This is a genomic window from Pseudomonas granadensis (assembly GCF_900105485.1).
Classification (GTDB): Bacteria; Pseudomonadota; Gammaproteobacteria; order Pseudomonadales; family Pseudomonadaceae; genus Aquipseudomonas; species Aquipseudomonas granadensis.
The window spans coordinates 4451508-4472632 of sequence record NZ_LT629778.1 but is presented as its reverse complement, the minus strand read 5'-3'; the positions used below and the strand labels follow the sequence as shown (position 1 = coordinate 4472632).

At 59.9% G+C, this 21125-nt stretch carries 19 protein-coding genes; 9 read left to right on the top strand and 10 right to left on the bottom strand.

Annotated features, from left to right (window positions below):
• Positions 1-6: 6 nt before the first annotated feature.
• On the bottom strand, positions 7-3108 hold the full coding sequence (locus tag BLU52_RS19755) for a multidrug efflux RND transporter permease subunit (RefSeq protein WP_090286104.1): 3102 nt from the start codon (positions 3106-3108) through the stop codon (positions 7-9).
• On the bottom strand, positions 3105-4265 hold the full coding sequence (locus BLU52_RS19750; protein WP_090286102.1) for an efflux RND transporter periplasmic adaptor subunit: 1161 nt from the start codon (positions 4263-4265) through the stop codon (positions 3105-3107). Before BLU52_RS19750 ends, BLU52_RS19755 begins: the two co-directional genes overlap by 4 nt.
• 779 nt (positions 4266-5044) lie before the next feature.
• Between BLU52_RS19750 and BLU52_RS19745 the strand changes: the two genes are divergently transcribed.
• Complete coding sequence (locus BLU52_RS19745; RefSeq protein WP_090286100.1) at positions 5045-5284, top strand: hypothetical protein; 240 nt, start codon at positions 5045-5047, stop codon at positions 5282-5284.
• Between the two features lie 178 nt (positions 5285-5462).
• On the opposite strand, the gene BLU52_RS19740 is transcribed toward BLU52_RS19745, so the two are convergent.
• The 5 genes from BLU52_RS19740 to norR all read right to left on the bottom strand — a co-directional run bounded on the left by BLU52_RS19740 (position 5463) and on the right by norR (position 10017).
• Complete coding sequence (locus tag BLU52_RS19740; RefSeq protein WP_090286098.1) at positions 5463-6212, bottom strand: YkgJ family cysteine cluster protein; 750 nt, start codon at positions 6210-6212, stop codon at positions 5463-5465.
• A gap of 83 nt (positions 6213-6295) precedes the next feature.
• A complete protein-coding gene (locus tag BLU52_RS19735) occupies positions 6296-6622 on the bottom strand; it encodes a hypothetical protein (RefSeq protein ID WP_090286095.1) in 327 nt (108 codons plus the stop codon).
• Positions 6623-6762: 140 nt separating this feature from the next.
• On the bottom strand, positions 6763-7221 hold the full coding sequence (locus tag BLU52_RS19730; RefSeq protein ID WP_090286093.1) for a GNAT family N-acetyltransferase: 459 nt from the start codon (positions 7219-7221) through the stop codon (positions 6763-6765).
• A gap of 27 nt (positions 7222-7248) precedes the next feature.
• Positions 7249-8151 carry a chemotaxis protein CheV gene (locus tag BLU52_RS19725; RefSeq protein WP_090286091.1) on the bottom strand — a complete coding sequence of 301 codons (903 nt, stop codon included), beginning with the start codon at positions 8149-8151 and terminating at the stop codon, positions 7249-7251.
• Between the two features lie 309 nt (positions 8152-8460).
• Positions 8461-10017, bottom strand: coding sequence for a nitric oxide reductase transcriptional regulator NorR (gene norR, locus BLU52_RS19720; RefSeq protein WP_090286089.1), 1557 nt, complete (start codon positions 10015-10017; stop codon positions 8461-8463).
• Positions 10018-10181: 164 nt separating this feature from the next.
• On the opposite strand from norR, the gene hmpA reads away from it, so the two are divergent.
• The 8 genes from hmpA (at position 10182) to BLU52_RS19675 (ending at position 18650) form a co-directional block, all read left to right on the top strand.
• Entirely contained in the window at positions 10182-11363 is a 1182-nt protein-coding gene (gene hmpA / locus BLU52_RS19715) for an NO-inducible flavohemoprotein (protein ID WP_090286087.1), read from the top strand.
• Between the two features lie 225 nt (positions 11364-11588).
• Positions 11589-12098 (top strand): disulfide bond formation protein B, encoded by a 510-nt coding sequence (locus BLU52_RS19710; protein WP_090286085.1) that lies wholly within the window; start codon positions 11589-11591, stop codon positions 12096-12098.
• A gap of 827 nt (positions 12099-12925) precedes the next feature.
• A complete protein-coding gene (gene cyoA / locus BLU52_RS19700; protein WP_090286083.1) occupies positions 12926-13867 on the top strand; it encodes a ubiquinol oxidase subunit II in 942 nt (313 codons plus the stop codon).
• Positions 13868-13870: 3 nt separating this feature from the next.
• A complete protein-coding gene (cyoB, locus tag BLU52_RS19695) occupies positions 13871-15901 on the top strand; it encodes a cytochrome o ubiquinol oxidase subunit I (protein ID WP_090286080.1) in 2031 nt (676 codons plus the stop codon).
• A gap of 3 nt (positions 15902-15904) precedes the next feature.
• On the top strand, positions 15905-16528 hold the full coding sequence (cyoC, locus tag BLU52_RS19690; RefSeq protein WP_090286077.1) for a cytochrome o ubiquinol oxidase subunit III: 624 nt from the start codon (positions 15905-15907) through the stop codon (positions 16526-16528).
• Complete coding sequence (gene cyoD / locus BLU52_RS19685; protein WP_007916940.1) at positions 16528-16863, top strand: cytochrome o ubiquinol oxidase subunit IV; 336 nt, start codon at positions 16528-16530, stop codon at positions 16861-16863. Before cyoC ends, cyoD begins: the two co-directional genes overlap by 1 nt.
• 10 nt (positions 16864-16873) lie before the next feature.
• Positions 16874-17761, top strand: coding sequence for a heme o synthase (gene cyoE, locus BLU52_RS19680; RefSeq protein WP_090286075.1), 888 nt, complete (start codon positions 16874-16876; stop codon positions 17759-17761).
• Between the two features lie 397 nt (positions 17762-18158).
• On the top strand, positions 18159-18650 hold the full coding sequence (locus tag BLU52_RS19675; RefSeq protein ID WP_090286073.1) for a RidA family protein: 492 nt from the start codon (positions 18159-18161) through the stop codon (positions 18648-18650).
• Between the two features lie 257 nt (positions 18651-18907).
• On the opposite strand, the gene BLU52_RS19670 is transcribed toward BLU52_RS19675, so the two are convergent.
• From BLU52_RS19670 to BLU52_RS19660, 3 genes are all read right to left on the bottom strand, one after another.
• Positions 18908-19609: a hypothetical protein gene (locus tag BLU52_RS19670; protein WP_090286071.1), complete on the bottom strand. Its 702-nt coding sequence runs from the start codon at positions 19607-19609 to the stop codon at positions 18908-18910.
• 131 nt (positions 19610-19740) lie between these two features.
• The gene (locus BLU52_RS19665) at positions 19741-20145 is read right to left on the bottom strand and encodes a GNAT family N-acetyltransferase (protein WP_090286069.1); all 405 of its coding nucleotides are present in this window, start codon (positions 20143-20145) and stop codon (positions 19741-19743) included.
• 15 nt (positions 20146-20160) lie between these two features.
• Entirely contained in the window at positions 20161-21096 is a 936-nt protein-coding gene (locus BLU52_RS19660; protein ID WP_090286067.1) for a LysR family transcriptional regulator, read from the bottom strand.
• Positions 21097-21125: the final 29 nt, after the last annotated feature.

Sequence of the window (21125 nt, the reverse complement as noted above, 5' to 3'; positions counted from 1 at the left end):
CCCGCCTCAGTCTGTGGTCGCCAATGCCGTTGCCGGCACAGGTCGGGGCCGGTGGAACAGCCGCTCGAGCCATAAGTATATGACTGGCGTGGTGAACAGCGTCAGCATCTGGCTGACCAGCAAACCGCCGACCACCGCGATCCCCAACGGCTGGCGCAGTTCGGCGCCGGTGCCGTAGCCGAGCATCAGCGGCAGCGCGCCGAGCAGGGCGGCGAGGGTGGTCATGATGATCGGCCGGAACCGCGTGATGCACGCCTCGAAAATCGCCTCCTGCGGCGACAGGCCGCGCTGGCGCTGCGCTTCGAGCGCGAAGTCGATCATCAGGATGCCGTTTTTCTTGACGATGCCGATCAGCAACACCAGCCCGATCAACGCCATGATCGAAAAGTCCTGACCGCAGATCCACAGCATGATCACCGCGCCCAGACCCGCCGCCGGCAATGTCGAAATGATCGTCAGCGGATGCACGAAGCTCTCATAAAGCACACCAAGAATGATGTACACCGCCACCAGCGCCGCAAGAATCAGCCACGGCTGACTGGCCAGCGAACTCTGGAATGCCTGCGCCGCACCCTGAAAATTGCCGCTGATCGCGGTCGGCATGCCGATCTCTGCCTTGGCCTGATTGAGCAGAATCACCGCATCACCCAGCGCCACACCGGGGGCGAGGTTGAACGACAGATTCGCCGCCGGGAACATGCCGTCGTGGGCGATCGACAGCGGTCCAATGGTCGGCGCATCGAATCGCGCCAGCGCCGACAGCGGCACCATCTCGCCACTCAGCGGCGAACGCAGGTAGAAATAATTCAGGCTTTCGGCTTTGCCGCGCTGTTTGGTATCCAGCTCGAGGATCACGTTGTACTGGTTGACCTGGGTCTGGAACTCATTGATCTGTCGCTGGCCGAAGGCGTCGTACAGCGCTTCATCGACATCGCTGGCGGTCAGGCCGAAACGCGCGGCGGCGCTGCGGTCGATGCTGATGTGGGTGATGCTGCCGCCCAGTTGCAGGTCATTGGAAATGTCGCGGAACGCCGGGTTGCTGCGCAGTTTTTCGGTCAGGCGTTGCGTCCACGTCGCGAGGGTCGCGCCGTCGTTGCTCTTGAGTACATATTGGTACTGCGCACGGCTCGGGCCGGAGCTGAGGTTGATGTCCTGGCCGGCGCGCAGATACAGCACGATGCCTGGGACTTTCATCAGTTGTGGGCGGATACGGTCGATGAACTGGCTGGCGCTGACGTCGCGATCGCCGCGCTTTTTCAGGGCAATCCAGAAGCGCCCGTTGGCAATGGTCTGGTTGCTGCCGGAAACCCCGACCGAATGGGAAAATGCCTGCACCGCTGGGTCGGCGGCAACGATTTCGGCCATCGCGAGGTGCTTTTTGACCATGTCGCCGTAGGAAATGTCCGCAGCCGCCTCGGTGGTGCCGAGGACGAAGCCGGTGTCCTGCACCGGAAAGAAACCTTTCGGGATAAAGATGTAACCGCCGATGGCCAGTGCCAGCGACAGACCGAACACCCCGATCATCAACTTCTGATGGGCGAGGGCGCGGCGCAGGCCGCGTTCATACCAGCCGAGCAAGCGTTCGCTGAAACCCGGTTTGTCGTGGGCGTGGTGCGTCGGTTTGCGCATGAACAGCGCCGCCAGCGTCGGTGCCAGCGTCAGCGAAACGACTACAGAAATCATGATGGTCGAAGTCGCGGTCAAGGCGAATTCCTTGAACAACCGCCCGACCACACCGCCCATGAACAGCAGCGGAATAAACGCCGCCACCAGCGAGAAGCTGATCGAGACCACGGTAAAACCGATCTCGCCCGCGCCTTTGATCGCCGCTTCGCGCATGTCGTCGCCGGCCTCCAGATGCCGGTGAATGTTTTCCACCACCACAATCGCATCGTCGACCACGAACCCGACCGCGACGACAATTGCCACCAGCGTCAGGTTGTTCAGGCTGAAACCGAGCAGGTACATCAGGGCGAAACTGGCCACCAGCGAAACGCCGAGCACCGCCGAGACGATCAGCGTTGCCGACAATTGGCGCAGGAACAGCGCCATTACCGCCACCACCAGCAGAATCGCGATCAACAAGGTGATTTCGACCTCATGCAGCGAGGCGCGAATGGTCTGGGTGCGGTCGATCAGGGTTTTCACCTGCACCGAGGCCGGCAGCATGGCTTCGAGGCCGGGCAGGGCGGCTTGAATGCGGTCGACGGTCTCGACGATGTTGGCGCCGGGCTGGCGCGAGATCACCAGGTTCACCCCCGGCCTGTCACCCGCCCAGGCCTGCACGTAGGCATCTTCGGCACCGTTGACGACTTTCGCGACATCGCGCAGGTGCACCGGGGCGCCATCCTTGTAGGAAACGATGAGCTGGCTATAGTCCTCGGGATGGAACAACTGGTCGTTGGTCGACAGCGTCGAAATGCTCGACTCGCCGTACAGCGCACCCTTGGCGAGGTTGAGGCTGGTCTGCTGAATTGCCAGACGAATGTCGGCGAGGGTCAGGCCAATCGCCGCCAGTTTGTCCGCCGAAGCCTGCACGCGAATCGCCGGGCGTTGCTGACCGGTAATGTTGATTTGGCCTACGCCATCGATCTGACTGATCTGACGCGCCAACAGGGTTTCCACCAGGTCGCTGAGTTCGGTGCCGGGCATCTGCGTAGAGCTGACGCTGAGGATCAGCACCGGGCTGTCAGCCGGGTTGACCTTCTTCCAGGTCGGCAGCGTCGGCATGTCCTTGGGCAACTTGCCGGCGGCGGTGTTGATCGCGGCTTGCACTTCCTGGGCGGCGGTGTCGATGCTTTTGTCGAGGGTGAATTGCAGGGTCAGCAGGGTCGAGCCCAGCGCACTGCTCGAGGTCATCTGGGTCATGCCGGGGATGGCGCTGAATTGCACCTCCAGCGGCGTGGCCACCGATGACGCCATGGTGTCGGGGCTGGCGCCGGGCAACTGCGCCGAGACCTGGATGGTGGGGAATTCGGCTTCCGGCAGCGGTGCAATCGGCAAGCGCGGGAAGGCAATCACGCCCACCAACACCAGTGCGACGGTCAACAGGATGGTCGCGACCGGGTGATCGATGCACCAGGTCGAGACGCCTTTGTGCGCCTTCATCGGCTCGGCTCCGCTTGCACCACTTGCGGCGGTTCGCTCATGACTTGCACGGTCGAGCCGGGCTTGAGTCGGGACTGACCGTCGGTGACCAGTACATCGCCTGCGTTCACGCCTTTGATGATGTCCTGACCGCTGCCCTGATAGACCATCTGCACCGGCACGGCTTCAACCTTGTCGCCGTTGACCCGGTAAACGAAGTGTTGATCAAGGCCGCGCTGGACGACCGTAGGCGGTACGACCAGCGCATCCTTGTCGAGGGCCGTCTGAATTTTTACCGTGACCAGCAGGCCGGGCCAGAGCTTCTGGCTGGCGTTGGCGAATTCGGCCTTGGCGCGAATGGTGCCGGTGTTGGCGTTGATCTGGTTGTCGATCAGAGTCAGATGACCTTCGCCGAGCAGGTTGGCGGTTTCGCCATCGGTATCAGCGCCGATGTAGGCCTTGACCGGCGCGCGCTGCGGATCGTTGATCAGGCTTTGCAGGGTTGGCAGCATTTGCTGGGGCAGGGAAAACTCGACGGCGATCGGGTCGATCTGGGTCACGGTAAACAGGCCGGCGGTGTCGGTCATGCGCAGGAAGTTGCCTTCATCGACGGTACGAATGCCGACGCGGCCGGTGACCGGGGAGCGAATCTGCGTGTAGGACAGTTGCACCTGAGCCGCGTCGATCGAGGCCTGATTGCCTTGCGCTGTAGCTTTCAGTTGGTTGACCAGCGCTTGCTGCTGGTCGTAGGTCTGTTTCGAAACGCCGTCATCGACGCTGAGCAGTTTGTAGCGTTTGAGGTTGACCAGGGCGACTTGCAGTTGCGCCTGGCTTTCGCCCAGTTGCGCGCGGGCCTGATCGAGGCTGGCGCGGATCGAGCGGTCGTCGATGGTGGCCAGCAGGTCGCCTGCTTTGACCAACTGGCCCTCCTTGACGAGGATTTTGGTGAGGATGCCGTCGATCTGTGGGCGCACCACCACGCTGTGCAGGGATAGGACCGAGCCGATGCCGCTGGTGTAGCGGGGGACGTCTTTGGCGCTGACCGTTACTACTCGCACCGGGATGGCGTTGGGGGCGGCGAGTTTGGCCGGGGCGGGTTTGAGTGCAAACCAGAGGCCTGTGGCTGCCAGCAGGATGAGCAGGGTGGCGAGCAGGGCTTTGTTTTTTTCGATTCGCATGCGGTGTGGCGCCGATGGGTTTGGAGTTTGGGCAGATTGGAGCTTTATATACGGGTTTGGGGGTCAGGAGGGTGACGGCTGGCTGACAGCGCTGTCAGTTTCGTTGGGTGTTGATCCGTTGCTGCGGTAACGGCCACTTACGGTTTCGCCTGACGGCGACTTACTTTTTTACAAGCGCCAAAAAAAGTAAGCAAAAAACGCTTGCTCCTGCGTACGGCCCTCGCAGGCTCGGGTCCCTTCGCTCCGGGATCGATCCGGGCGCAGCGGCTACGGTTTGCTTCGCTGCACCTACGTCCGCTGTGTCTGGCTGCGCCAGACGGTCGCTGCGCTCCCACGCCCGGATCAATCCCTGCGCTCAGCCTTCCGATGTCGCTGGTGACGCAAGATCAAGAGCACTCGAGCTAACGCTCATTGTTGAGTGGTTAGAGGCGGGTGGTTGGCTTGGGATTGGTGGTGTGGCTGCCCCTCACCCCAGCCCTCTCCCGAGGGAGAGGGAGCCGTTTTGGGTTGGCTTCGAAGTATGCGTACGGCTCGGTATTTCACGTCGGCGTAGCTCTCGCATCCCCCACGATCAGTCCCCTCTCCCTCCGGGAGAGGGCTAGGGTGAGGGGGGGTGTTACGAAGCGCTGAAGACCTTCAGCGGCAAAGGCATCGTCACGTATCGGTAAACCGTTCGGCGTTCGACGCAATTCTTCAGGTGCCGAGCCAGGGCGTGCAGGTATACTGCGCGCCTTCGCGGCTCACTGATCGGGCCCGACTTTTTGCTTTGCGGAGCTTTTATGACTTCCCCGACCCTGCCGCCGGTTGACGACGCTGTGAGCGCTGTCCCGGTTGAATTGGCCGATGCCAACGACACCAAGGCTGAGATTCCGGCGTTCAAATTCCCGTTCAAGCCGGGTGACCTGGCCGCTGCCAAAGGCTCGAATCAGCCGTGGTACAAGAACGGCGCCAGGAACGGCCACACCAAAACCCCGGGCATGGCGCCGCCGGGTACGCGTCGTTCGATGGGCAAGCGCTGAGTTTTTACGCCCTCGTCGCTTGAATTCGCGGGCAGCGGCAAGTTGGCGATTGAGGTCGCTTGCTCTGCCGTCATCGCCAGCAGGCTGGCTCTTACACAAGGTCCGCGTCGTTACGCAAATCCCCTGTGGGAGCTAGCCTGCTAGCGATTGGGCCATTGGCCGCAGTGCAAAATCCGCATCAAGCCGCCCGCAGCGATATGAACGCATAGGTCTGCGCCGGTTCGGCCACCACCTGCGCCCCGGCCGCCACGACTTGCCCGGCAACATCTTCGCCTGACAGATGAAACAGCCACTCACTCGGCGCATTCATCGAGAGCTGCTCGCTCACCTGATCCATCACCGCAGCAAACGCACTCATATTCGGCAGATACGCAGTAAACCCGTCGCCCTTCAGCGCCGTGGTGCGAATCCCGAGCAATGCGCAGATCGCATCCTTGGTTTGAATGTCATCGCGATCAGCCTGACGCGAGCGCTGGATCAACTCGATCAGTTCCTGATCAACCAATTCGCTCCCGGCAATCAACAAGGGTCCCTGTTCCCAGGATTCTGGCGGGCAATCCTTGGCCGCTGGGTTGAGCGGGATGTGCGGATTGATTTCCGCGGGATAGATGCGGCACACCAACGGTCGCCGCTCATAGATCCGGCAGAGCTTGTCTTCGTCAAGATTCCGACAGGGGCCGACGTTGTAGGCGGCGAAGGTGATCGCCACATGGGCATCGGTGCTGCCGCTGCGAACCCGCACTGAACGGCGTTCGGCGTGCTCACGTTGCTGCGCCAGCAATCCGAGGCCGTTACCGAGAAAGGCCTCGACCAGCACGATCACCTGACCACCGTCGGCTGCCCACATGCGCGCCTCGGCCAGGGTTAGCGGGACGTGGTGGTCGGTGCAGCATTTACCGCAGCCTACGCAGGAAAACGTCGTATTCATTGAGCGATTTGTCTTCAATCAGGGTGTGAACCGGCGGCGGAAAACCACCGTACAGGCCTGCATCGAAGCAAGTTGTGCGCCACTCAGCGGTTTTTGGCGGTCGGGCGGATCGAGTCCCACTCGGTGACAAATGCGCTTTTCGCGGATTTGCTGTACAGGCACAGCTCAGTGCCTTGCTGGCCTTTCATGTGTTTTTGCGGGTATTGGCCTTGCAGGAGCACGGCGGTGTAGCCGACGCGGTCGTCGAATTGCGCCGGGGTGCCGACCGGTTTGGCGTTTTTCAGGCCGCTGGCCTTGGTGCAACTGGCGAGCACGGTTTTGTCGTAGGCGGCCCAAGCGTCGGGGCTGGAGGCGTGTGCCTGGGAGGCGAGGGCGGTGAGGCAGAGGAGGCTGGCGGTGAGGGCTTTCATGGTGAGGCATCCTTGTTATTGGCCAAGGTTGGAGTATGCCTGAGGGTTAGAAGTTGCCGGTGCCGGCCTCATCGCGAGCAGGCTCACTCCTACAGTCTGGAATGTATTTCAACAGCGAGCCTGCTCGCGAAAGCGGTGGGTCAGTCCGGCACCAATTCCCGGCGAACCACATACATCCCGGCACTTTCATACAGCCGCTGCGCCCGCAGATTGCTTTCCAGTACCTTCAAATCAACAAAACCTTCGCGCCGCTGCTGAAACACCTTGAACGCATTGAGCAACAACGCCCGGCCCAGTCCACGCCCCTGGAGCCGCGGATGCACCACCAGATTCTTGATATACGAACTGGTCCAGCACTGCGCCACACCCACCACCCCGTCGGCATCGCTGGCGACAAAGCACAGCGCCGGATCGTATTCGGGGTCGCTTTCGAACCGTTGCTGCCAAACCTCGAGCGCCGGCACCCGGCCACCGCCCTCGCGGTAGCCGAGCTGCATCACCGCGTGCACGGCGGCTGCGGATTGCGCACGATAAGTGCTGACTTCAACACCGTCCGGCCAGCGAATGTCCGGCAGATCTGCGTGCAGATCGCGGCGCATCAAAAAGCAGAATTTCTCAGCCAAGACTCAATGGCCTTGGGCCGCGACATGTTTGGCCGCTTCGATCAGGCAATGGGTCAGTTCCGGCGAGGAGAATTTGGTCAGCACGCCGTTGGCCCCGGCCAGTCGGGCTTTCTCGCTGTTCATCGCACTGTCGAGCGAGGTGTGCAGCAGCACGTACAAGTGGGCGAAGTCCGGGGTCTCGCGCAAGGTGCGGGTGAAGGCGTAGCCGTCCATCTCGGACATTTCGATGTCGGAGACAATCAGGTTGATCTGTTGCGCGGTGCCTTGCAGGTCGAGCAGGCAGTCGATGGCCTCCTTGGCGCTGCGTGCGGTGTGGCATTGCAGGCCGAGGTTGCGCAGGGTGTGCACCGATTGCTGCAGCGCCACCTGACTGTCGTCGACCACCAGAATCCGCGCGTTGCCGAGCACTTCGGCGTCTTCCATGGTCAGGTCGGTCGGGGCCATCTCGATCTGCGCCGGGGCGATGCTGTGGATAACTTTTTCGATATCCAGCACCTGCACCAAAGTACCGTCCACCGAGGTCACGCCGGTGATGTAAGCGCGCGAACCGCCGGAGCCGAACGGCGGCGGTTTGATGTCAGTGGTCAGGCAATGAACGATCTTGCTCACCGCCTGAACGTGCAGACCCTGCTTCGAACGGCTGACATCGGTGACGATCAGGCAGCCGCCGTTCGGGTCTTCCAGCGGTCGCTCGCCGATGGCCCGGCTGAGATCAATGACCGACAGCGAGGCACCGCGCAAGGTGGCGATGCCTTTGACGTGCGGGTGCGACTCCGGCAGCTTGGTCAGCGGCGGACAGGGGATGATTTCGCTGACTTTCAGCAGGTTGATCGCCATCAGCTTGCCGCTGCGCAAGGTAAACAGAAGAAGCGAAAGTGAATCTGCGCGGGCTTTTGTCGAGGACATTTGGACCTTCTGTGGAGAAAGGAGATGGGCGAGGGTGGCATCGCCGGAAACCATTGATGCCGGGTTATCGGCTTGATTGGGGTGGGCTTTAGATTTGTCGTCACAGATCAAAAGCCCCTCATCGGAACGCCGCCCGCCCAGCCCTCTCCCGGAGGGAGAGGGAGCAGATTGGGGGATATTGTCATGATTCACAGACCCGAACCTGCTCTGCCGAATCCATAATCGACGCGTTTTTCAGGTCGACGTATAACGTAAGACACCTCGGTCAGTCCCCTCTCCCTCCGGGAGAGGGCTAGGGTGAGGGTGCTTTTAGCTCTTCATCCCCAACCGCTTGGCCATCCGCCCAAGGTTCGCCCGATCAATCCCCAACTCCCGCGCCGCACTCGCCCAGTTATCCTGATTGCGCTTCAGCGCCGCGCTGATCAACTGGCGCTGAAACTGCTCGGTCGCGCTGCGCAGATCGCCGCTGATGGAAGGCAATTCCTGCACACTGGCCTTCATCTCAATCGGGTTATCCACAACCTCACGCGGTAAATCCAGATCCGCCGCACTCAGGCTGAGAATCTTCGGCCGCACCTTGCAGTTGCCCAGCGCCTTCAGCGCGCTGCGGCCGATCAGATGTTCCAGCTCGCGGACATTGCCCGGCCAAGTGTAGGCGAGCAGCGCTTCCTGGGCGTCGCTGCTCAGGCGCAGGCTGTTGAGGCCCATGCGCGAGCGGTTCTGCTCAAGGAAAAAACCGCTGAGCAGCAGCACGTCGCGCCCGCGATCGCGCAGCGCCGGGACCCGCAGCGGGTAGACGCTGAGGCGATGATAGAAGTCGGCACGGTAACGGCCGCTGCGCACTTCTTCGGCGAGGTCGCGGTTGGTCGCGGCAATCAGGCGCACGTCGACCTGATGCTCCTTGTCCGAGCCCAGGCGCTGCAACTGCCCGCTCTGCAACACGCGCAGCAATTTCGCCTGCACGGTCAGTGACAGTTCGCCGACCTCATCGAGAAACAGCGTGCCGCCATTGGCCAGTTCGAACTTGCCGCGGCGGTCGCTGGTGGCGCCGGTGAAGGCGCCGCGCACGTGGCCGAACAGCTCGCTTTCGACCAGCGTGTCCGGCAGCGCGGCGCAGTTGAGGCTGATGATCGGTTTGTCGGCACGCGCCGAGGCGGCGTGTATCGCTTGGGCAACCAGCTCTTTGCCGACCCCGGTTTCGCCGGTGATCAACACCGTCAGATCGCTGCCGCCGACCAGATTGATCTCCTCGACCAGGCGTTTATGCGCTTTGCTTTGGCCGATCATTTCGCGCTGCTGTTGGCCGCTGGCCTGACGATAGACCTCGGCGCGCTGATGCTCGTCTTCGGCGCGGCTGGCCAGCCGTTCGATGCGTTCGGCGGCGTTGACCGTAGCCGCGGCAAGGCTGGCGAAGGCTTGCAGGGCATCCAGTTCGATCGGCTCGAAACGTTCAGGATCGAGCGCGTCGAGGGTGATCAGGCCCCAAAGTTTTTCATCGACGAATAAAGGGCAGCCGAGGCAGTCGTGGACTTCCAGATGGTCGTCGAGGCCGTCGACCAGACCGTCGTAGGGATCAGGCAGATCGCTGTCGGCGGCGAAGCGCGTCGGCCCGGCTCCGGCCAGCAGAATTTCGAAGCGCGGATGTTCGCTGACCTTGAAGCGGCGCCCGAGGGTGTCGGTGCTCAAGCCGTCGACGGCCAGCGGCACCAGCGATTCGCCATCCAGGCGCAACAGGGCGGCGGCGTCGCAGGGCAACAGGGCGCGCATGGCTTCGAGCAGGCGCCGATAGCGCTCACCCTCGGGCAGTTCGCGCGACAGATCGGCAACCAGAGGGAGCAGGGCGGTGAGCAGCGATTTGGCAATCATGGTGTGTAGTCAAATAGACCTTATGTAGTCGCAAAGACTATAAGGCGTTATAGGTCTTTGTGACTACATTAAAAATAACTCGTTGATTTATATAGATAAATTAATTGGCACGAAAACTGATACTCCACTAGCAATCTTTTCAATAAAGCTCAGGAGTCACCCTCATGCTTAGTGCCCAGGACCGTGCCATCGTCAAATCCACCGTACCCCTGCTGGAAAGCGGTGGTGAAGCGCTGATCACCCACTTCTACCGCATGATGCTGTCCGAATACCCCGAGGTGCGTCCGTTGTTCAATCAGGCCCACCAGGCCAGCGGCGACCAGCCGCGCGCGTTGGCTAACGGGGTATTGATGTATGCCCGCCATATCGATCAGCTCGATCAGTTGGGCGATCTGGTGGCGAAAATCATCAACAAGCACGTCGCCCTGCAGATTCTCCCGGAACACTACCCGATCGTGGGCACCTGCCTGCTGCGCGCGATTTCCGAAGTGCTCGGCGATGAAATCGCCACGCCAGAAGTGATGAGTGCCTGGGGCGCAGCGTACGGCCAGTTGGCTGACATTCTGATCGGCGCTGAAACCGCCATCTACGACCAGAAGGAACAAGCCGTCGGCGGCTGGCGCGGGGCGCGTGAGTTCATCGTTGCGGCCAAGGTCGAGGAGAGCGCCGAGATCACTTCGTTCTATTTCGAACCCGCCGATAAAGGCCCGATTCTCGCCGCAGAACCCGGTCAGTACATCGGCATGAAGCTGATCCTCGACGGAGAAGAAATCCGCCGCAATTACTCGCTGTCGGCGCTGGCGAACAACGGCCAGTACCGCATCAGCGTCAAACGCGAGCCGGGCGGGCGTGCTTCCAATCACTTGCACGATCAGTTGCAGGTCGGGGCGAGCATTCAGCTGTTCCCGCCATCGGGCGAATTCACCTTGTCGGCCAGCGATAAACCGCTGGTGCTGATCAGCGGCGGCGTCGGCATCACCCCGACCCTGGCGATGCTCGAAGCGGCGCTGCAAACCGAGCGGCCGGTGCATTTCATTCACTGCGCACGCAATGGCAGCGTGCATGCCTTCCGCAATTGGATCGACGACCTCGCCGCGCGCCATCCGCAGCTCAAGCGTTTTTACTGCTACGCGGAGGATGACGGGATGAGTCCGGCGGCGGACAAGGTCGGGATGTTGAGTCAGGAACAGCTCGGCGAGTGGTTGCCTGCGCAACGTGATGTCGATGCGTATTTCCTTGGGCCGAAAGGTTTCATGGGCGCGATCAAGCGTCATCTGAAAGCGCTGGGTGTGCCGGAGAAGCAGAGCCGTTACGAGTTCTTCGGGCCGGCTTCTGCTTTGGAATGATCTGAAACCGGGTCGCCCGCATCGCCAGCAGGCTGGCTCCCACAGGTTATGCGTTCGGCGCAGGCCAATGTGGGAGCCAGCCTGCTGGCGATTCGCTTTTGCAGGCAACCGAAATCCTTGGGGTTAATGGTTCCTTAACCGCTCTATCGTTAATTGCCCCGGTGTAGACTTGCGGCGACCTTCAGCCGCAAGCCAGCTGAACCATGGACAAACAAGGGAAAGGCAATGAGCGAGGAAACGTTTCGATTGGGCCGTGAGCGGCGCTTTCTGGTGCTGCTGGGCGTTATCTGCCTGGCGCTGATCGGTGGTGCCCTGTACATGCAGGTCGTGCTCGGCGAAGCGCCGTGCCCGCTGTGTATTCTGCAGCGTTATGCGTTGCTGCTGATCGCGCTGTTCGCGTTCATCGGCGCGGCCATGCGCAGCCGTCGCAGCATCACCGTGTTCGAAGCGCTGGTGGTGCTCTGCGCGCTTGCCGGCGCCGCGGTCGCCGGGCATCACGTGTACACGCAGTTCTACCCGGCGGTCAGCTGTGGCGTTGATGTGCTGCAACCGATTGTCGACGGTCTGCCGCTGGCGAAGATCTTTCCGCTGGGCTTCCAGGTCGACGGCTTCTGCTCGACGCCATACCCGCCGATCCTCGGCCTGTCGCTGGCGCAGTGGGCGCTGGTGGCGTTCGTGCTGGTGGTGATTCTGGTGCCGTTGCTGACTTCGCGTAATCGAAAAGCACTGCGCTGAGTCAACTTTTCGCAAGCGTGGCCGATACACAAAACGCCCCGATTGGCGGTTCAGCCAATCGGGGCGTTGCACGTTTCAGAGTGAGGCTGAACTCATCCTGACGGACGGCAAGCGAGGGTGTGACAAGTGTGCGACATGTTGTCACACAGGGGGTGTCGCAGAGGCGCCCGCAGACTCCGATTGCCGCGTTGTTACAAAAAAGGATTGGTCGATCTGACGGTTTTTTTGCTTTAGGACGTGAGTGCCAGAGCAGGCAGTTTTAACAGCTTCAGGCAGATGGCCAGAAGCCTTGGGTTATCGGGCTTTGCGCCGTTCCGCTGTGCGGAAAAAACCTTCGGAGCTGTCTGAACTGACGCGGGTGTGCTTACCGGTTTTGCAGTGTTTGTTGAGAATGCCTTTCAACAACAGGCAGCACTTTTGCAAAAATGACGAGGGATTGTTGCTGTAAAAGATAAAAATTATTTCGGGATAAGACATGGTGTATAGGGCGCTACCTATCTACAATCGCCCGCACTGAATTCCCGGCGCTGTTCAGCCTTTATCAAGGAACTGATCAGAAGGTCGGGTGTCGAGCGGGCCGCGAGGCTTACGAGACACCCAGGTGTCGGTGCCTTTCCAACTTTCCGCACCAAATGGAATTGGTCTGTAACAAGGCCTTTGACCACGAATTCGAATAAGAACTGAACGCTGTCCCAAGGTTTTGTCGAGCGTCTGACGCGCGACGGGCGGCCCTTATTCAATCCAAAGAAAATGCCAACCCTTGGCAGGGTGAAGTGTTGGCGATCAAAACCCAACTGCATTGCGCAAGCTGCTTTAGAGGTCGTGAGATGAGTAAAAACAGGTACCCCAGATTACTAGGCCTAGTGCCGCTGCTCGGCACGTTGTTGCTGGGAGGCTGCAACATGACCTTGCTCAATCCAACGGGCCAGGTTGGCCTGGAGCAGCGAAACCTGATCATCACCGCGACCCTGCTGATGCTGTTGGTCGTGGTGCCGGTTATCGTCATGACCTTCCTGTTCGCCTGGAAATACCGCGCGTCGAACAAGAACGCCGTCTACACCCCGAAATGGTCGCACTCGACCAAGATCGAAGTGGCGGTCTGGACCATTCCGGTCCTGATCATCATCGCTCTGGGTTACATCACCTACATTTCCACCCACGAACTGGACCCGTATCGTCCGATCCAGTCCGACGTCAAGCCTGTGACCATCGAAGTGGTTGCTCTGGACTGGAAGTGGCTGTTCATCTACCCGGAACAAGGCATCGCCACGGTCAACAAGATCGTGTTCCCGGCGCACACGCCAATCAACTTCAAGATCACCTCTGACGCTGTGATGAACTCGTTCTTCATCCCGGGTCTGGGCGGCCAGATCTACGCGATGGCGGGCATGCAGACCAAGCTGCACCTGATCGCCGACCGCAACGCTGAAATGGACGGTATCTCCGCCAACTACAGCGGCGCCGGTTTCACCGGTATGAAATTCAAGGCTATCTCCACCACTCAGGAAGATTTCGACGCCTGGGTAAGTGAAGTCAAGAAGTCACCTAAACAGCTTGATCAAGCTGAGTACGCGGCCCTTGCCAAACCGAGCCAGAACAACCCAGTCGAGCTCTACTCGTCGGTCACGCCGAACCAGTTCCAGATCATCGTCGACAAGTACGAAGGTATGAAGCCGGGCAAGCCGCTGAAGCACGAGAAGAAAGAGAAAGAAGTGGCGGCCACGGATATTGACGCGGGTTCGCATTCAGCTGCCGGGGCAGAGGAGTAAACGATGTTTGGTAAATTAAGTTGGGAAGCAGTCCCATTCCACGAGCCGATCGTGATGGTGACCATCGCCATGATCGCCCTCGGTGGTCTGGCGCTGTTCGCTGCGATCACTTACTTCAAGAAGTGGACGTACCTGTGGACCGAGTGGCTGACGTCGGTCGACCACAAGAAAATCGGCGTGATGTACATCATCGTCGCCATGGTCATGCTGCTGCGCGGTTTTGCCGACGCGATCATGATGCGTACTCAGTTGGCCATGGCCACCGAAGGTTCGCCTGGCTACCTGCCACCTGAACACTATGACCAGATTTTCACCGCTCACGGTGTGATCATGATCATCTTCATGGCGATGCCATTCTTCACCGGCCTGATGAACCTTGCAGTGCCGCTGCAGATCGGCGCGCGTGACGTGGCGTTCCCGTTCCTGAACTCCCTGAGCTTCTGGCTGCTGGTGTCCGGCGTTGTGCTGATCAACCTGTCGCTGGGCGTCGGCGAATTCGCCAAGACCGGTTGGGTTGCCTATCCGCCGCTGTCGGGTCTGCAATACAGCCCTGGCGTGGGCATGGACTACTACATCTGGGCGCTACAGCTGTCCGGATTGGGTACGACGCTAACGGGGGTCAACTTCCTCGCGACCGTGCTGAAAATGCGTACCCCTGGCATGAAACTGATGGACATGCCGATCTTCACCTGGACCTGCACCTGGGCCAACGTTCTGATCGTGGCTTCGTTCCCGATCCTGACCGCGACCCTGGCACTGCTGACGCTTGACCGTTACATGGATTTCCACATTTTCACCAATGAACTTGGTGGCAATCCAATGATGTACGTCAACCTGTTCTGGGCGTGGGGCCACCCTGAGGTTTACATCCTGATCCTGCCGGCCTTCGGCATCTTCTCGGAAGTGATCTCGGCCTTCACCGGCAAGAAGCTGTTCGGCCACCACTCGATGATCTATGCCTCGGGCGCGATCTCGGTACTGGGCTTCATGGTTTGGCTGCACCACTTCTTCACCATGGGTTCGGGTGCCAGCGTCAACGCCTTCTTCGGTCTGGCGACGATGCTGATTTCCATCCCGACGGGTGTGAAACTGTTCAACTGGCTGTTCACCATCTACCAGGGCCGTCTGCGTTTCACCAGCCAGGTGATGTGGACCCTGGGCTTCATGGTGACCTTCGCCATCGGCGGCATGACCGGCGTACTGCTGGCCATCCCGGGTGCTGACTTCGTGCTGCACAACAGCCTGTTCGTGATCGCGCACTTCCACAACGTAATCATCGGCGGTGCGGTATTCGGTTACATCGCTGGCTTCGCGTTCTACTTCCCGAAAGCGTTCGGCTTCAAGCTGCACGAAGGCTGGGGTAAAGCAGCGTTCTGGTTCTGGATCTCGGGCTTCTTCGTCGCGTTCATGCCGCTCTATGCACTGGGCTTCATGGGCATGACCCGTCGTCTGAACGCCACCACCAACCCTGAGTGGGTACCGTACCTGTACGTGGCCATGTTCGGTGCGGTGATGATCGCTGTCGGTATCGCCTGCCAACTGATCCAGCTGTACGTCAGTGTGCGTGACCGCAACAAGCCAGAGAACGTTTGCGATCACGGTGACCCGTGGAATGCGCACACGCTGGAATGGTCGACCTCGTCGCCACCACCGTTCTACAACTTCGCTGTGCTGCCTAAGGCTGACTGCATCGACCCGTTCACTGAAGCCAAGGAAAACGGTACTGCGTACCAGCGTCCGGCCAAGTACGAGCCGATCCACATGCCGAACAACACCGCCACTGGCGTGGTGATGGGCGCACTGTTGACCGTCTTCGGTTTCGCGATGATCTGGCACATCTGGTGGTTGGCGATCGCCAGCTTGGTGGGCACCGTCGTTTACTTCGTGATCCACGCTGCACGTGACGACCAGGGCTATATGGTTCCGGTTGAAACGATCGAGCGTATCGAAGCCGAGCAGCACAAGCGTCTGGTCGCGGCAGGGAAAATCCCGGCCGGTGCCACCCGTGTTGAAACCTCGTTGGAACAGGCTTAAACCATGTCGAACTTAGTGACCAATGTTGGACACGCCCATGGTGACCATGGGCACGATGACCATCACCACGACTCGGGCGAGATGACCGTATACGGTTTCTGGCTCTACTTGATGACCGACTGCATTCTGTTTGCGTCGATCTTCGCGGTGTACGCAGTACTGGTAAACAACGTTGCCGGTGGCCCGTCGGGCCACGACATCTTCGAACTGCCTTACGTGCTGGGCGAAACCGCTCTGCTGTTGTTCAGTTCGATCACCTACGGCTTCGCCATGCTGGCGTTGTACAAAGGCAAGAAGCAGGCGGTCCTGGGCTGGTTGTTCATGACCTTCCTGCTCGGCGCGGGCTTCATCGCCATGGAGATCAACGAGTTCCACCTGCTGATCTCCGAGGGCTTCGGTCCTAGCCGTTCGGGCTTCCTGTCGGCGTTCTTCACCCTGGTCGGTACTCACGGTCTGCACGTTTCGGCAGGTCTGATCTGGATGGGCGTGATGATGTACCAGGTCAACAAGCACGGCCTGACGGCGACCAACAAGACCCGTCTGAGCTGCCTGAGCCTGTTCTGGCACTTCCTGGACGTGGTGTGGATCTGCGTATTCACCGTTGTTTACCTGATGGGGACTCTGTAATGGCTAATGCACACTCCCATGACAGCCATGATGCTGGCCACGGCAGCGTCAAGTCGTACGCGATCGGCTTCATCCTGTCGGTGATCCTGACTGTCATCCCGTTCGGCCTGGTGATGTACCCGAGCCTGCCGAAGGCGACGACGCTGGCAATCGTGCTGTTGTTCGCAGTGATCCAGGTGATCGTTCACTTGTATTACTTCCTGCACCTGGACCGTTCCATTGCTCAGCGCAACAACGTGATCGCCTTCGTCTTTACGGCGATCGTAATCGTGCTGCTGGTTGGCCTGTCGCTGTGGATCATGTTCAGCATCCACACGTACATGATGGCGAAGTGAGGTAGACCCGATGTCGCTCAAGCACTTTATCCAAATCACCAAACCGGGGATCATTTTCGGTAACGTGCTTTCTGTGGCAGGCGGGTTCTTCCTGGCCTCGAAAGGGCATGTCGATTTGGCGGTGTTTCTGGCCGCCATGATCGGTACTTCCCTGGTCGTGGCCTCCGGTTGCGTGTTCAACAACTGCATCGACCGCGACATCGACCTGAAGATGGAACGCACCAAGAACCGTGTGCTGGTCCAGGGCTTGATCTCCCTGAAACTGGCCCTGGTTTACGCGACCATTCTGGGTGTTCTCGGCGTTGCCTTGTTGTACAAGGTGGCCAACCCATTGGCGGCCTTGTTCGCAGTAATCGGCTTCATCATCTACGTCGGCTTCTACAGCCTGTACCTCAAGCGCAAGTCGGTTCACGGTACGCTGGTGGGCAGTCTGTCGGGCGCCATGCCGCCAGTGATCGGTTACGTCGCCGTCACCAACAGCTTCGACATGGCCGCGCTAACCCTGCTGGTGATGTTCAGCCTGTGGCAGATGCCGCATTCCTACGCCATCGCGATTTTCCGCTTCAACGATTACCTGGCCGCATCGATTCCGGTGCTGCCAGTGAAGCGCGGGATTCAAGTGGCGAAGAAGCACATCCTGCTCTACATCCTGGCGTTCCTCGTAGCGACCTTGATGCTGACCTTCAGCGGCTACGCCGGCATGAGCTACCTCGCCGTCGCCGCGGCCATGGGCATGTACTGGCTGTACATGGCCTGGACCGGCTACAAGGCAGTGGATGACACGGTCTGGGCACGCAAGCTGTTCGTGTTCTCGATCTTCACCATCACCGCGCTGAGCGTCATGATGTCCCTGGACTTCAAGGTGCCAAGCGAGCTGCTGCTGACGTACGCGCCGTAAGGTTCAAAGGCTTCACGAAAAACCCCGCACATGGAGAGATGTGCGGGGTTTTTTGTTGGCGGCGATTGGCTGGCTCGCTCAGAGCATTTGCGAAAAGGCCGTCTGTCGGTACAGATATGTACTACACCTTGAAAGCGGACCCTTCGCTACGATTGGCAGTCATCAATTCACTGGTAGATGGGCTAAATGAGCAAGCGCGATCTTTTTCGAGAGCTGATGCAAGGCGTGGAGGAAATGGCGGCAGCACGAGTCGAGGCAGCGAGCGTCTCCAGGCGAGACGGTTGCTATCGGTTGTCAAACCACCTAGATTTGGATCCAGCCGTGACAGCGGTAGCCCCATGCCATTCCCCGGTGCTCGACTGTCCTAATCTGAGCATTGATCAAAAGGCTGGGCGCAATGACCGAACGGATGACCTGCGATGAGCGCTTTATCGCCCTGGCGGAAGAACTGAACTACGACATCTATGGCGAGAACACCGCCGGTGGCAATTACGCGCCGCTGATTCGGCATCACGATGAGCTGTACATCAGCGGGATGGTGCCGCGGGTCAATGGCAAGATTCTCTATCCGGGCCGTGTCGGGCTGGAGTTGACGCTCAAGGACGCGCAAGCCGCTGCAAGCATCAGCGCCATGCGTTGCCTGGCGTTGATCGTCGATGCGGTGGGGTCGCTGGACAAGATCCGCGCGCTGCTGCGGGTGACGGTGTATGTAAAGTCGACGGCTGATTTCGTCGACCTGAGTGAAGTGGCCAACGGTGCTTCGGATGTGTTCAGCCATGTACTGGGCGACGCCGGGCGGCATACGCGCACGACTATCGGCGTGTATCAGTTGCCGAAGAATGCGGCGATTGAAGTGGACATGATTGCGGCGGTGCATGCTTCGGCTTGAGGTCTGTGGTGCCTGTTTCCCTCACCCTAACCCTCTCCCGGAGGGAGAGGGGACTGATCGAGTGGCTGGGCGAGATACGTCGAAACGGAATATCGCGTCGAACACGAATCTTGAACGGCTCGCAGATCGGCTCCCTCTCCTGGGGGAGAGGGCTGGGGTGAGGGGCTACAATCCAAGTAACACCGCCAAATCCCCAGCCGAAAAAAAAGCCCCGTCTGATCACTCAGCGTGGGGCTTCTTCACAAGCACTCAGCAGCTTACTGCGCCGCGATGCTGTACCCGTCAAACGCCGTCTTCTGCTGCAGCGCAGTGATGATGTTCTTGCGGTTCACAGCCTGTTCCGTCCCGGCATTATCCAGGAAGGTTTCGCTTTCCAGCTCGGCTTCATCGCCTTCACCCACGAAGGTAAAACCAAGGAATTCCAGCGCTTCACGATCCACATTCAGACGCGAACGCGGCGTGCGCAGCGGCAGGGTCACGCTGGCGCCGTCCTTGCTGATGGTGAAGATTTCGACTTCTTTCTTCTTCGCAGCCTTGCCCTTGCTGCCGCCCGGATTGCTGATCGCCTGATGGGTCTGGTTCAGCACTTTCAGCGCGAGGCCGTAGACGATTTCCTGAAACGCCGGGTCGTCCTTGAAGCTGGACAGAATGCGCCCGATCGAGAACTTGCTGCTCAGGTCTTCCAGCGCGGCGAGGTCCGCAGCTTCGGCGTCTTTCAGTGCTTTGAGTTCGCCCATCAGTTCGTAGGCCTTGTCGTCATCGAAGCTATCGTGAGCCTGACGAATGGCGGCGCGCAGTTCGCGGATCTGGTCGCTCTCGCGGGTCGACTGAAACGCGTCGAGGACCATCTCGCTGATGATTTTGGCTTGTGGCAGGTGTTGTGAAAGATTGATGGAGTTTTCGTATTCCGCTTTGGACGACTGGGTGACTACGGATTCAGCGGTGTTGAAATCGGACATTGAAATTTCACTACTTTTAACTTGAATGGAGACGAACAAGCCCAGGGCTTTTTCAGGCCGACTAATTTAGGGGAGCGGGGCGGCGTTGTCACGGAGCAACGGGCTGGTGGTCGGGTTTTTTCCCTGCATCGCTATTTCCGACGCGGACGTTCCATGGCAATCACGGAGGTTTCGAAGCCAAGGCTGGTGAAAAAGGCTTCCGCGCCCTCGCGTCCCGCACGCAGTACCCAGGTGATGTCAGGATTGTCGCCCATCACATGCTCAACCAGCGCACGGCCAATGCCCGTGCGTTGATGCTGAGCATCAACCACGACCATCGATAGGTAGCCATTGGAGATTTCGTCAGTGATGCCGCGGGCGAAGCCGACGATCTGATCGCCGAGCAGGGCGATGGCAGTGCGTTGCGAATTGCCGATCAAGCGAGCGAACGATTCGGCGTCGCCGGTGCGATGGCACCAGCCATGTTTGCTGAGAAACAGCCGCGCCGACTCTGTCTCATCGGGACGCAAGTTGCGAACGTTGAGTGTGTTCTGCATGGATTGATGTCCTTTTCAGCTTTCGATTGTTGAGCGCCCTGCGTCAGGTTTCCCCCACGTGCGCATCGCAAATTCGACGAACCTTCTCAGTTTCGGCAAACGATAACGATCCGGCGCGTACAGCAAATGCATCGGCCGACTCGGTGGTGGGTAATCGGCGACTACCTTGACTAGTTTGCCTTCGCGCAGGTCCTGTTCGACCAGTGCATCGGGCAGCATCATGATGCCCATGCCGTTACGCGCTGCCTGGTGCAGACCGGCGGAGCTGTTGATCAGCAGCGGCCCGCTCACGTCGACAAGGACTTCGCCCTCCGGGCCGCTGAGGCGCCAGCGTTTTTCCACTGATTGCCAGTCATCCCCCGCAGGGTAGGCGAAGGACAGGCAGTCGTGTTGCTGCAAGTCCTGTGGCGTGTGCGGCATGCCGCGTCTGGCGATGTAATCCGGCGAGGCGCAGACCGTCAGGGTGTAGTCGATCAAGGGGCGGGCGATCAGGTTGGAAGACTCATCGAAACTGCCCAGCCGGAACGCAACATCGAGGCCATTCTCCAGCAGGTCCGGGCGGCCGTTGGTCAATACCACGTCCAGTTTTACTTGCGGATACAACAGGGCGTATTCGCTGAGCGCCGGGGTCAGGCGTTCGACGCCAAAGGTCAGCGGCGCGGCAATGCGCAGCAAACCGCGTGGCTCGTCGAGGGCCTGCTCTGCGAGGCGTTCGGAGTCGGCGACCAGGCCGAGCACGTCCAGGCAGCGCTGGTAATAAACGCTGCCGAATTCGGTGAGCCGCTGGCGGCGGGTGGTGCGCTGCAGCAATTGCACACCGAGCCTTTGCTCCAGCGCGCGCAGGTGATTGCCGACCATGGTCGTCGACATGTCGCACTGCAAAGCGGCCGCGGTCATGCTCCCGCCTTCGACGACTTTGACGTACACGCTCATTGACTGGAACAAATCCATTATCAAGCCCGGCTTTCAAATGATTGAAG